Source organism: Sphingopyxis sp. (assembly GCF_036402335.1).
Taxonomy (GTDB): domain Bacteria; phylum Pseudomonadota; class Alphaproteobacteria; order Sphingomonadales; family Sphingomonadaceae; genus Sphingopyxis.
The window spans coordinates 1-11,839 of the sequence record NZ_DASWTD010000389.1 but is presented as its reverse complement, the minus strand read 5'-3'; the positions used below and the strand labels follow the sequence as shown (position 1 = coordinate 11,839).

At 66.2% G+C, this 11,839-nt stretch carries 12 protein-coding genes; 5 read left to right on the top strand and 7 right to left on the bottom strand.

Annotation, left to right across the window (positions count from 1 at the left end; translation table 11 throughout):
• On the bottom strand, positions 1 to 314 hold a 314-nt coding region (locus VGD20_RS12370; protein WP_331134734.1), incomplete at its 3' end, for a hypothetical protein.
• 82 nt (positions 315 to 396) lie between these two features.
• Positions 397 to 1,578, bottom strand: a complete 1,182-nt coding sequence (gene purT, locus VGD20_RS12365; protein WP_331134733.1) for a formate-dependent phosphoribosylglycinamide formyltransferase — start codon at positions 1,576 to 1,578, stop codon at positions 397 to 399.
• 116 nt (positions 1,579 to 1,694) lie between these two features.
• Here purT and VGD20_RS12360 point away from each other — a divergent pair, with 116 nt between their 5' ends.
• Positions 1,695 to 2,171, top strand: coding sequence for a methylated-DNA--[protein]-cysteine S-methyltransferase (locus VGD20_RS12360; protein WP_331134732.1), 477 nt, complete (start codon positions 1,695 to 1,697; stop codon positions 2,169 to 2,171).
• Between the two features lies 1 nt (position 2,172).
• Here VGD20_RS12360 and VGD20_RS12355 read toward each other — a convergent pair whose 3' ends face one another.
• Positions 2,173 to 3,408, bottom strand: a complete 1,236-nt coding sequence (locus tag VGD20_RS12355; protein WP_331134731.1) for an MFS transporter — start codon at positions 3,406 to 3,408, stop codon at positions 2,173 to 2,175.
• A gap of 156 nt (positions 3,409 to 3,564) precedes the next feature.
• On the opposite strand from VGD20_RS12355, the gene VGD20_RS12350 reads away from it, so the two are divergent.
• Together VGD20_RS12350 and VGD20_RS12345 are read left to right on the top strand one after the other, a co-directional pair.
• The gene (locus tag VGD20_RS12350; protein ID WP_331134730.1) at positions 3,565 to 3,993 is read left to right on the top strand and encodes a nuclear transport factor 2 family protein; all 429 of its coding nucleotides are present in this window, start codon (positions 3,565 to 3,567) and stop codon (positions 3,991 to 3,993) included.
• A 42-nt stretch (positions 3,994 to 4,035) separates the two neighbouring features.
• Positions 4,036 to 4,722: an AraC family transcriptional regulator gene (locus tag VGD20_RS12345; protein WP_331134729.1), complete on the top strand. Its 687-nt coding sequence runs from the start codon at positions 4,036 to 4,038 to the stop codon at positions 4,720 to 4,722.
• Positions 4,723 to 4,728: 6 nt separating this feature from the next.
• Here the strand turns inward: VGD20_RS12345 and VGD20_RS12340 are convergent, their stop codons facing one another.
• Both VGD20_RS12340 and VGD20_RS12335 read right to left on the bottom strand, forming a co-directional pair.
• Positions 4,729 to 5,214 (bottom strand): GFA family protein, encoded by a 486-nt coding sequence (locus tag VGD20_RS12340; RefSeq protein ID WP_331134728.1) that lies wholly within the window; start codon positions 5,212 to 5,214, stop codon positions 4,729 to 4,731.
• Positions 5,215 to 5,371: 157 nt separating this feature from the next.
• Positions 5,372 to 6,154, bottom strand: coding sequence for an alpha/beta hydrolase (locus VGD20_RS12335; protein WP_331134727.1), 783 nt, complete (start codon positions 6,152 to 6,154; stop codon positions 5,372 to 5,374).
• Positions 6,155 to 6,578: 424 nt separating this feature from the next.
• Between VGD20_RS12335 and argE the strand changes: the two genes are divergently transcribed.
• Both argE and VGD20_RS12325 read left to right on the top strand, forming a co-directional pair.
• Positions 6,579 to 7,775, top strand: a complete 1,197-nt coding sequence (gene argE, locus VGD20_RS12330) for an acetylornithine deacetylase (protein WP_331134726.1) — start codon at positions 6,579 to 6,581, stop codon at positions 7,773 to 7,775.
• Positions 7,776 to 7,784: 9 nt separating this feature from the next.
• On the top strand, positions 7,785 to 8,543 hold the full coding sequence (locus tag VGD20_RS12325; protein WP_331134725.1) for a GntR family transcriptional regulator: 759 nt from the start codon (positions 7,785 to 7,787) through the stop codon (positions 8,541 to 8,543).
• A 16-nt stretch (positions 8,544 to 8,559) separates the two neighbouring features.
• On the opposite strand, the gene VGD20_RS12320 is transcribed toward VGD20_RS12325, so the two are convergent.
• Both VGD20_RS12320 and VGD20_RS12315 read right to left on the bottom strand, forming a co-directional pair.
• Positions 8,560 to 9,858 (bottom strand): MFS transporter, encoded by a 1,299-nt coding sequence (locus tag VGD20_RS12320; protein WP_331134724.1) that lies wholly within the window; start codon positions 9,856 to 9,858, stop codon positions 8,560 to 8,562.
• The coding region (locus tag VGD20_RS12315) for a S9 family peptidase (protein ID WP_331134723.1) at positions 9,845 to 11,839 on the bottom strand (1,995 nt) is incomplete at its 5' end. The genes VGD20_RS12320 and VGD20_RS12315, both read right to left, overlap by 14 nt.

Here is an 11,839-nt window from a genome sequence, read left to right as displayed (position 1 = left end):
TCGGCAAGCCGGTGCGCGCGTTCGAGGTCGCCGGAACCAAGAAGGCGGGTTGCCAGCGGCCGCGCCGCCCAGCGCCCTATCGCGTAACCGGCAAGGCTGCCGCCCATCAGGCCCAGCCAGATAACAAGCGCACCGATGGCGAAGCCGAAGGCCGCGCCCGCCAGCGTATTGGTGATACCGTTGGAGACAGGCAGGACCACATCGAGCGTCAGCGCGATCACGATGAGGGCGCCTGCGGCGATGGGCCGCTCGCCCGAGGCGGCGAGAATGCGGTTGTTTATCGCAATGAATTCATCGTGAAAGACCAGCGGCACTCCGACGACCGAAATCAGCAGCGCTGCAATAGCGAGCCAGCGGAGAAGCGGGGCAGGGCGGGCCATGCCGCAGCTTAACGTGTCAGTTGCGGTAGTCGATGACCAGCTTCGCCGCCGCGGCAACCGCCGCGGCGCGCGCATCGTCGGTCGTGCCGCCGGCGACGCGCGCGAGCGCGACGCCCATGCGCCGGTACGGGCGCGTGACGGGCTTGCCGAAGATTCGCGCGTCGATCGCGGTTTCGGCATTGGGCGCGGCCAGCGCGTCGGCGAGGCCGGTGATCGCGAAATCCTGTGCATCGCGGTCGGCGAGTAGCACCGCGCTCGCGCTCGCGTCGGGCACTGCGATGGCGGGGATCGGCAGGCCGAGGATCGCGCGTGCATGGAGGTCGAATTCGGATAGCGACTGCGAGATCAGCGTCACCATGCCGGTGTCGTGCGGGCGCGGCGAGAGTTCGGAAAAGATCACCTCGTCGCCCTTCACGAAAAATTCGACCCCGAAAATTCCGTGACCGCCAAGCGCGTCGACCACCTTGGTCGCCATCTCTTCCGCGTTTGCGAGGGCGGCATCCGACATCGCCGCGGGCTGCCAGCTTTCGCGATAGTCGCCGCGTTCCTGCCGGTGGCCGATCGGCGGGCAAAAGGCGACACCGTCCTTGTGGCGGACGGTCAGCAGCGTGATCTCGTAATCGAAATCGATGAACGCCTCGGCGATGACGCGCAGCCGATCGCCACGCATCCCGGCGGCGGCATAATCCCACGCGGCGTCGACACCGGCGGCATCCTTCACCGTGCTCTGGCCCTTGCCCGACGACGACATGACGGGTTTGACGACGAGCGGGAAGCCGATGCGCTCTGCAGCCGCCTGCAGTTCTTCGCGCGTCTCGGCATATTCGAAGGTCGAGGTGGTGAGCCCGAGTTCGCTCGCCGCAAGGTCGCGGATCGCGTCGCGATTCATCGTGAGCTGCGCCGCGCGCGCCGACGGGACGACGTGAAAGCCTTCGGCCTCGACCTCGGCGAGGATTTCGGTGCGGATCGCCTCGACCTCGGGCACGATATGGTCGGGCAGGTGCTTTGCGATCGCCGCGCGCAGTGCATCGCCGTCGAGCATCGAAAAGACCTCGAAGCTGTCGGCCACTTGCATCGCGGGCGCCCCGGCGTAGCTATCGCAGGCGATCACATGCGCGCCGAGCCGCTTGGCCGAAATGACAAACTCGCGCCCGAGTTCGCCCGAACCGAGGAGCAGGATGGTGGCGGTGGGGGTCATGACAATCTTTCCATCGACGTTGGGCGCAAGATTCGGGACGCATCGCTGCATCGCCTCCGCCATATGGATTCCAGCATCAAAGTGCGACAGCGAATGACATCCAAAGGATCAATCCCGTGACTCATTATTCCAAAACCATCTGGTCGCCGGTCGGCGAACTGACCCTCGTTGCGAAGGACAGCGGCCTCGTCGCAATCCTGTGGGAAAATGACAAGCCCGACCGGGTTCGGCTCGGCGCCGTCAGCGAAAAGGCGGACCATCCCGTCCTCGTCGAGACCGAACGGCAACTTGGCGAATATTTCGCCGGCGAACGCCGCACGTTCGACGTGCCATTGTCCTTTTCGGGAAGCGATTTCCAGCGGAGCGTGTGGAGCGCCTTGCTCACCATCCCGTTCGGCGAAACGCGCAGCTATGGCGAGATCGCGCACCAGGTCGGCAAACCCAGCGCGTCGCGCGCCGTCGGCGCCGCCAATGGCCGTAACCCCATTTCGATCATTGCGCCGTGTCACCGCGTTGTCGGGTCGACCGGCAAGCTGACCGGCTTTGCGGGCGGGCTCGAGGCGAAGCGGTTCCTGCTCGAACTCGAACAGTGAGTTACAGGTCGAGCGTGTGGATTTCGGGGATCAGTTTCCACCACAGCAACGCGCCCAGCACCGACAGGACGGCCGCGCTGGCAAAAGCATAGGTATAGCCGCCGAGATAATCGACGATTAGCCCGGTGACGATCGGACCGATAATCCCCGAAATATTGCCGAGCGCATTCTGCACTCCGATCCAGCTGCCGGCCGCGCGCGGTCCGGCAAAAATCTGGCCGATTGCGAACAGGTTGGTCGCGATCAGTCCAGCGCCAAAGCCTGCGAGGGCCAGCCAGACGGCGAGCATGAGATAGGCGTCGGCCATCGCTATTCCGGCGATCGCGATGCCGATCGCGAACTGCCCGATGATCATCAGCCGCCGGCGGACCTCGCCCTCGTTTGCACCGCCGGCAACCATCCGGTCCGAAACCCAGCCGCCCGCCAGCGCGACGACGCCCTGCGTGGTGAAGCTCAGCGTCGTCAGCATAGTCATTTCGGCGATCGAATAGCCGACGGTGTTGACGAGATAGAGCGGCAGCCAGGCGAGCAGGAAATAGAAACCGTAGTTCGACAGGAAATGGACGATGCTCATTCGCCACAGTGTCGGGATACGAATCAGGCTACGGATCGATACGCGCTTGCCCGGCGGCGCGGCGGCGCTTCTGACACGCAGCGGCGCCGAGGCGATTGCCCAGGGGACGAGCCACAACAGCGTGGCGAGGCCGAAAATCCAGAAGACCGGCCGCCAGCCCCATTCGCCGAGGATCGCGCCACCGAACAACACGCCGAGCGCCGGCCCGAAGGCAATCGCTGCGGAGACCGAGGCGTTGGCGATGCCGCGACGCTCGACGGGTACTTCGGCGGCGAAGATCTTGCTGCTGCCGGGAAAGGCGATGCTTTCGCCGAGACCGAGGAACAGGCGCAGCAGGATCAGCGAGGCAAGTCCGCCGACAAAGCCGGTCAGGGCGGTGCTGATCGCCCAGATCGCGACGCCGAGCGCGAAGACGCGGTAGACGCAGAAACGGTCGCACAGCCAGCCGACGAGCAGACACGCGGGCGCATAAACCCAGAAAAAAGCCGACACGGCGAGACCGAAACCGGTCGCCGACAGCTTCAGTTCTTCCTTCATCAGCGGCGCCGCAACACCGATCGCGCCGCGATCGATATAATTCAGGAGTACCGACAGTGCGATCAGGACGACGACCCACGTCACCCGTCCGCTGCCAGCGCGGCCTTCGGTCAATTGCGTCGCCATGGCGTCTCCCCTGTCCCGGCAACGGCGATATCACAGGCGAGGGAGGGCGCTAGCGAAAACTGAAAAGTCCGGTTCGACGGCGCCCCCGCACGTTTGTTCAACGCGTTTGCGTGGCTGCCGATTATTCTCGCGGGGAGCATCAAGGGAGAAAAAAGCATGGCCACTGCATCGCTCGCACGCGCGATATCGACCGAAGCCCTGTTCGACCGATATCATGTCGGCTGGGAGACGAAGGACCCCGACCTGATCGCCTCGCTGCATTCGGAAGACACGATCTTCGCGCTCCATGACGGCACCGAGCCGGTGCAGGGACGCGAACGGCTTCGCGAACATTGCCGGCAATTGTTCGCCACCTTTGATTTTACCCAAGAGATGGGCCGTCGGCTTTACGGCGGCGATCACTGGGTGTTCGAATGGGTGATGCTGCTGTCGCTTACCGAGCCCGGCGGCGCGCCCTTCGTAGCGCGCGTCGGTATGCTCGACGTTGTCACCGTGAACGACGCGGGCGAGGTGGTGCGCAAGGACGTCTATCCGAACGGCCGCGAGATGCACGGGGCGTTCGTGCGTGCGGGTATCGAGCGATAGCGGCGCTTGCGCCGGACGCCGGGGCGGGGGATAATCGCGGCGATGGCTGATCCGCTTTCTCCTTTCCGGAGTTCACTGCTCCCGGTCGGTGTCCGGGAACTCGCGCCGCATGCCAATCCCGTCACGGCGATCCTTATGGGACGCGGCGGTTCGCTCCGGCTCCACCTGCACGGCGCCCGGGTGGAAGGCGACATGTTGCTGATCCGCCCCGGGGTGGTCCATGGCGTAGTCCTGCCTACCCGCGGCGCCGATATCATCTATCTCAACGGTCTGGACTTCCCCTCCGATGCCCCGCTGGCCGAGGCGCTGGAGGGAAAACTGGCACAGCTCGCCGGCGGGGCGCTGGAAGGCGGGCGTGACGCCGTCGACGAACTACGCGCATGCCTGGCCGCGTCGGCGAGCGCCACGCTGCCCTCCGTCGCTGACGTGGTGCGGGCGATTTACGACGATCCGATGCGGCGAATGCCGCAGGGCGAACTCGCGCTGCGTCTCGGCCTTGAGCGCACGAAGGCGCTCCGCTGCTTCAAGGCGGTAACGGGGCAGGGCTTCCGCGAATTCAAGCTGTGGTCGGCGGTCCAATATGCAGCCGCACAGATGAAGGAGGGCGCACTCGTCCGGACGGCGGCGATGGATGCGGGGTTCGCCGATACCGCGCATCTTTCGCGTGTGTTCCGCCGTGTTTTCGGGCTGACGCCGAGCGCCGCGATTGCCGGTCTTTCGGTAAACTGAGCGCGACTAACCGGGCCAGTTCGCTGTGTCATGGTCGGGGTGCTGGTGATTGCTCGCCCGGATCGCATCGACAAGGTCGCTCATCGTTTCTTCGGTCGTCCCCTCGGCTTCCAGCGGCAGGTCCGCGAAAACCGGCAGGCGGCCTTCGAGCCCGAACTGGACTTTCGGCGCGAACCTTGCCGGCTCGTCGAATGATCCGGTCGTCAGATTGATGTGCCTGCTTTCGGCATAGTCGTAAGCAAGCGGCGTCCCGCACGTAGCGCAGAAACCGCGCGATGCCTTGTCCGAACTGGCGAACCAGGCCGGTGTGCCGCGCGTCCATGCGATGGCGTCGCGCGGGACACCGATCAGCGCGATGAAGAAATTACCCGCCGCCTTCTGGCACATGCGGCAGTGACAGATGTGCGAGCTGTCGAGCACGGCACTGACGTGCCAGCGTACCGCGCCGCACTGGCACCCGCCCGAGGCTTCGGTTTCGATCCTGCCGGTCATCTCGCTCGCTCCTGCCGTTTGCGTTCCTGGATCCGACGCCGCTCGCAGCTAGTCAATGGCCAAAGCGGGGATCAGCCAGCGAAAACGCTGAGCCACTTCGTTTGCCTGGCAGGATCCGGATTTCCAATCGCGAGCGATCATGGCTTCGTGGCCGCTCTCACGGCTTGTTATCGAAAGCCAGCTGGAGCGCATCGCGAATGGCCAGCCAATTGCCCGTTGCATGGGTTTCGCCCGGGGCGATGCGAAATTCCACGTCGATGGGCGCGGACTTCAGGCTGTCGGCCAGTTTGCGGGCATTGTCGATCATTCTGGCTTTGCGGCTGAGATCCGCGATCCGGAGCCATGAGGGGTCCTGCTCCCGTCCCGGGGGTGGCGATTGTTCATACTCGCCCGCGCTCAGCAACAGCCTCCTGTGCGACGGCAGTTCGCGCAGTCGATCGGCAAATCCCGGCAACATCGTGAGCACGCGCCTGTCGCCGTACCAGATCGATGGACTGGACGCGACATAGGTGCGGAACAGGCCGGGACGCTTGAACAGCGCTTGCAAGGTGAGCAGGCCGCCAAGGCTATATCCCGCCAGCGTCCGGCGATTGGCATCGACGATATGCTCCGCCTCGACTTCGGGAATGACCTTGTCGGCCAGAAAATCGAGAAAGGGTTCGGCGCCGCCGGTCGGACCCATGCCGGGCACCAGTTCGATGCCGTCCGGCACGGCCGGCGTGTAATCGAAATTGCGACGCGACGCATCGGGATAGCCGATACCCACGACGATCCCCGGCTCCATGCCCGCATAACCCCCCAGCCGGTTCTGATATTCCGCCGCGATGGCGAAGCTTTCGTTACCGTCGAGCAGGTAAAGGACCGGATATCCCCCGGGCGGCGGGGGCTGCTGTGGCCAGGCGATGTAGACGAGATAGTCGCTCTCCGCGTCGGAGCGCATGGGCCGGACCTCCGAACGCGGCATGACATAGGGTGCGCCCCGGAAGCCTGGCGATGCGGTCGCCCCGGTCGGGTTGGCCCGGAGCGGTGCCGGGTGCGCCGCGGCGATGGCGACGGCGAGTGCGAATGCGAGGCGTGCCCAGCCGGCGTTCCGGTCATCGAATTTCCCTCCGGTCCCGGTCGCTGCGGCGAAAGCCGAGCCGGGTCAGCCCGGCAATTTTCTCGATCATCGTGCACATCGACCATATTTCGTCGCAATCGCTATTGACTGCCGACGAGAAAAATACAAGATGTATACAATAATTTGATATCACATTCGCAGCAGGGGTTTTCATGCAAGAAGCTTTCGGACGACGCGCGCAGGTACGGTGCGCGCGGCGGTCTTTCGCGCCGCTTGCGGCGCCGATCGCGGAAGGACGCGGCCGGTGACCGGAGCGCCGCGTAGCGACGACAATCTGGCCCCCGCGCTCGCCGCGTCGGCGATCGACATCCTCGCGCGGCTGATCGCGTTCGATACGACCTCGAGCGCGTCGAACCTGGCGCTGATCGACTATGTCGAGACGTATCTGGCCGGGCATGGCGTCGCCGCGCGGCGGATCGCCAACGCCGACGGCAGCAAGGCGAACCTGCTCGCGACGATCGGCCCTGCCGACGTGCGCGGACTGGTATTGTCGGGGCACACGGACGTCGTGCCGGTCGAAGGCCAGCCTTGGAGCCGCGATCCCTTCACGCTCGCCGAAGAGGGCGGCCGCCTGTACGGGCGCGGCACAGCCGATATGAAGAGCTTCATTGCGCTCGCGCTCGCAGCGGTCCCCTATCTGACGCCGCGAACGATGACCTGCCCCATCCATCTCGCCTTTTCCTATGACGAGGAAATAGGTTGCCTCGGCGCGCCCGACCTGATCGAGGCGCTGGTGGCCGACGGGCATCGCCCCGTCGCGGCGATCGTCGGCGAACCGACCGGAATGGCGATCATCAACAGCCACAAGGGCATCCACCTCTATGAGGTTGTCGTCACCGGGCGCGAGGCGCATTCGAGCCTGGTGCACGAGGGCGTGTCGGCGAACATGGTTGCGATCGGGATTTTGGGCGTGCTTGGCCGGATCGCCGAAAGCGAGCGCGCCGACCATCGCGACGCGCGCTTCGACCCGCCGTGGTCCACTCTGACCGTGGGGACGATTAACGGCGGTACGGCCGCAAATATCCTCGCGCGCGAATGCCGCTTCACCTTCGATCTGCGCACCGTACCCGACCGCGACATCGATGCGGTGCTCGCACCCTTTTGGGCAGCGGTCGAGGATGCGCGAGCGCGGCTGAAGGATGAGGGTGAGGAGACCGGGGTTACGGTACGGGCGATCGCCGAGGTGCCGCCGCTACGCCGCGAGGAGGAGGGCGCCGCAGAACGGCTGGCCGCGATGCTGAGCGAGGTGGTGACGCCGGCGGGAGCGGTCTCCTATGGCGCCGAGGCGGGGCAGTTCCAGACCGCGGGCATGTCGACGGTGATCTGCGGCCCGGGCTCGATCGTGCAGGCGCACCGCCCCGACGAATATATCGAGGTCGCGCAGATCGAGGCGGGCGCCCGCTTCATGTCGAGGTTGATTGCGATGACCCATGCGGAGTAGAGATCGGCGATGCGCGCCGCCCGAACAAAATCCGATAAATCCGCCGAGCCAGCGGAGGTCCTCGACATAAGCGACGAGGTCGCCCGCCAGTCCTCGGGACAGAAGGTCTATGCCTTGCTGCGCGAGCAGATACTGAATCTCGACCTGCCGCCGAACACCGAGCTCGACGAGGTCCAGTTCAGTCGCGAGCTGGGCTTTTCGCGCACCCCCATCCGCGAGGCGCTGATCCGGCTCGCGTCCGACAGCCTGGTCGTGCTGGCGCCGAACCGTGGTGCCCGTGTCGCGCCGCTCGACCTCGATCAGGTGCCGCAGGTTCTTGAGGCGCTCGAGCTTTATGAACGCGCGACGACGCGCTGGGCGGCGCTGCGCCGGCAACCGCATCATCTCGAGCTGCTCGAACAGCGCAACCGCGAGTTCGCGGCGGCGAGCGAAACGCGCGACCCGCGGCTGATCGTCGAGGCAAACTGGGCTTTTCACGATGCGATCAATCAGGCGTGCGGGAACAGGTTTCTCGCCGCCGACTGCTCGAAAATGCTGCGCGGCGTGATGCGGCTGTCGCTGCTCGCCTTTCGCCAGAATGGCGCGGCGCTGCTGAGCTATTCGGAGGTCATCGATCAGCACAACCAGATGATCGATGCGATCCGCCGCGGCGACGCCAATGAGGCCGAACGGCTCGTCTACGAGCATTCGGACGAGTTTCGCGAGCGAATGAAGACCTTTGTCGCCGGTGCGAGCACCGCCGATTTCTCGCTGGCTGGCCGCGGCTGAGCCGCGACCACCACCTTCAGTCCTCCAGATCCTCTGCAACTCTGCCGCTCGCGCGGTAGAAGAAGAGTGCGGTCGGAACTGTCAGCGCCATGACGATGATCAGCGCATAGCGTAGCCCTTCGGGGCCGTGGATCGCGCTGAAATGGTCGCTGAGCGCGCCGGTGATCACTGGGCCAAGCCCGAAGCCGAGCAAATTGCCGAAGAAGAGGACGACCGCGATCGCCGTCGCGCGGCGCGCGCTGCCGCACACCGCGTGGATCGCGGCGAAGGCGGCGGGGAGGGCGGCGTAGAGCAGGATGCCGCCGATCGTGCTGACGACCAGAAAGGCGGGAAGGTCGTCGATCAGGAACATCGCGCAATTGGGCACCGCGGCGAGGCCGAAGGCAATTGCGGGGAAACGCACGATCCAGCGGGGATCGCGCCGCGACAGCGCATCCTGGATCGCGCCGCCAGCGAGGCTGCCGATCAACACCGCGAGCGCGGATGTCGCGCCATAGTAGAGCCCCGCCTGCTCGATCGGGCTTTCGATCACGCGCACGAGATAGGAGGGCACGAAGACGAGCGAGCCATAGGCGGCGAAATGATAGAAGGTGAAGCCCGCGAGCATCAGCACGAACGACCGTTTTCCGGCGAGGCGGCGGACCGAGGTGCGAAAATCCTCGGTACTGGCGCGCGGCACTGCGGCATCGACCCGCGTGCGTGGTTCGTCGAGCACCCAGTAAACGAGCGCCGCGATCAGCAGCCCCGGCAGGCCGAAGGCGACAAGCGTCGCGCGCCAGCCATAGGCGGCCACGAGCTGCGATCCCGCCGACAGACCGATCAGATAACCGACGGTTCCCGATGTCGCGAAGATGCCGATCGCGCGGGCGCGCTGCGCGGTCGGGAAATAATCGACGATCAGCGACTGGGCGGGCGGCGTTGCGCCGGCTTCGCCGACCCCGACGCCGATGCGTGCGAGCAGGAGCTGCCAGAAACTGGCGGCCGCGGCGCACAGCACCGTCATCAGGCTCCACACCGAGATCGCGACCGCGATCAGCTTCTTGCGGTTGCCGCGATCGGCAAAGCGCGCAATCGGGAGGCCGAAAGCCGAATAAAGCAAGGCGAAGGAGAGGCCGCTCAGCAGCCCGAGCTGGGTGTCGGAGACCTGGAATTCCTGCTTGATCGGTTCGAGCAGGACCGAGATCACGACGCGGTCGATCGAACTCGACGCGCCGACCAGAAACAGGATCGCGAGGAACGTCCAGCGGCGCGCGGGCGTATAGAGGTGCGCCGCGCCGCCGCCCGCTCCGGCGGGGGGCGGGTTACCGACCGCCATTGCGGCCTTCCCACTGCGCGAACCAGCGCAGCACGCGCGTCCCCTGATCGATCTGCGCTTCATAGCGCGCCGCTGCGTGGCCTTCCTCGGGATAAAGCACCAGCTCGGTCGGCACGTCCGCGAGGACGAGCGCGTGGTGGAACTGGACCGCCTGCGCCGGCGGGGTGGTCTTGTCCATCTCGCCCGCGATCAGCAGTGTCGGGGTCGTGACCTTGTTCGCGTGCGCCAGCGGGCTCCGCTGGTCGAAGGTGCCGCCGACGTCATAGGGATCGCCCTCCGAATAGAGCGACAGGAATTCGGGATGATGTGCGGTGAAATACTGGCTGCGCATGTCGGTCAGCGGCGCGATCGCGCACGCGGCCTGGAAGCGCCCCGTCTGGCCGACGAGCCAGGTGGTCATGAAACCCCCGTAGCTGCCGCCGGTGACGAACAGCCGGCTGCCGTCGACCGGATGGTTGGCGATCACATGGTCGATGCCCGCCAAAATGTCATGCACATCCTCGCCCGCCATGTCGCCGATCACGCGCGAGGCGAAATCGAGCCCGCGCCCCGAACTGCCGCGCGGATTGGGGAAGAGAACGGCATAGCCCGAACTGACGAGCAGCGCCGCGAGCGGGTTGTCGAAGCTCCAGCTGTCGCGGAACAGGTGCGAGGGGCCGCCGTGGATGAAGGCGACGAGCGGCGGACGCTCGACGCCCTCCGGCATCGCGAGATAGCCGAGGATGTCGAGCCCGTCGCGGCCGCGCCAGCGCACGACCTCGGCGGGTCTCATGCGCGCTTGAATCGATTCCATGCCCGGCGGGGTAAGGTCGAGCAGCAGCTCTTCGCCCGCCGCGCTGGAACGCGCGAGATAAGGGTAGCGGTCGAAGGCGTGGCCGGGGACGAGGACAGCGTCATCTCCCTCGGGGACCGCATAGGGCACCTTGCGGCCCGCCGTGCCCGATGCGCGCCATTCGATCGCGGTGGTGCCGCTGGCGACGTCGAGCGTCCCCGCGACCGAGCCGGGCGCGGCAAAGCCCGCGAAAAAGAGGCGGTTTGCGTCGCGCCAGGCGACCGCGGAGACCTGCGCGCCGATGTCGGGTTCGCGCGCCGCGCCGGTCGCGCGGTCGTAAAGGATGAGCGAACCGAGCTGGACGGTGCGGTGGAAGCGGCCTTCGATCGCCGCGATCGTCTTGCCATCGGGCGATGCGGTCACGCCTGCGATTTCGACTTCGGGTGCGGCGAAGCGGTCGAAGGCGCCGCCCGCTGCCGGGGCGATCGCGATTTCGGTCTGGTACCAGCCGCCCTCGGTCGGGCTGGCCGAGATGATCGCGACGACTGCGTCGGGTCCGCACCAGTCGGCTTCCCAGACATTCTGGCCGTCGGCACCGACGCGGGTGAGCGTGCCATTTTCGATGTCGAGGATATGCGCATGGCGCCACAGCCCGTCATGGCTGCCGGTTTCGACGGTCGGCATCCACGAGGGGCGTTCGCCGCCATCGCCGCCGCCGATCCGCGCGGTCGCCGCCGACCCGGCGGCATCGGCGCCGGCGTCGGCGCTCTGGACGAGGATCCGGCGGCTATCGGCCGCCCAGACGAAATTCTCTACCGCTTGCCCAGCGATCGGCGCGCGCGCGACGGCGCTGTCGGGCGCATCGGCCGGCGCGATCATCAGCTGGAAATTGCCCGCGCCATGCTCGCGGTCAGACAGGAAAGCGAGCTGGCGGCCGTCGGGCGACCATTTCGGCTGGCTGTCGTTCGCCTCGTCGCTGCCGAGCAGGGTCATGGTGCCGTCGGGGGCGAGGAGGGCGATACGTGTGACCGGAAAGCCGCCGCCCGCACGCATCATCGGACCGGAAAAGGCGATGGCCCCGCTCGCCGGGTTCGCCGCGACATGGACTATGGCGTGGAACTGTCCGGTGCCCGGGCGGTAGAGGCGTTCGAAATAATCGCGCACCTTGGTTTCGGTCGCGTCGGCGGCACGGGAGGGGAGATCGCTGGT

Bases quoted from the DNA above. Each gene is read 5' to 3' on its own strand.
- purT (WP_331134733.1), bottom strand. From the start codon at position 1,578: ATGACCCCCACCGCCACCATCCTGCTCCTCGGTTCGGGCGAACTCGGG.
- VGD20_RS12355 (WP_331134731.1), bottom strand. From the start codon at position 3,408: ATGGCGACGCAATTGACCGAAGGCCGCGCTGGCAGCGGACGGGTGACG.
- VGD20_RS12350 (WP_331134730.1), top strand. From the start codon at position 3,565: ATGGCCACTGCATCGCTCGCACGCGCGATATCGACCGAAGCCCTGTTC.
- VGD20_RS12345 (WP_331134729.1), top strand. From the start codon at position 4,036: ATGGCTGATCCGCTTTCTCCTTTCCGGAGTTCACTGCTCCCGGTCGGT.
- VGD20_RS12340 (WP_331134728.1), bottom strand. From the start codon at position 5,214: ATGACCGGCAGGATCGAAACCGAAGCCTCGGGCGGGTGCCAGTGCGGC.
- VGD20_RS12335 (WP_331134727.1), bottom strand. From the start codon at position 6,154: ATGCGCTCCGACGCGGAGAGCGACTATCTCGTCTACATCGCCTGGCCA.
- VGD20_RS12325 (WP_331134725.1), top strand. From the start codon at position 7,785: ATGCGCGCCGCCCGAACAAAATCCGATAAATCCGCCGAGCCAGCGGAG.
- VGD20_RS12320 (WP_331134724.1), bottom strand. From the start codon at position 9,858: ATGGCGGTCGGTAACCCGCCCCCCGCCGGAGCGGGCGGCGGCGCGGCG.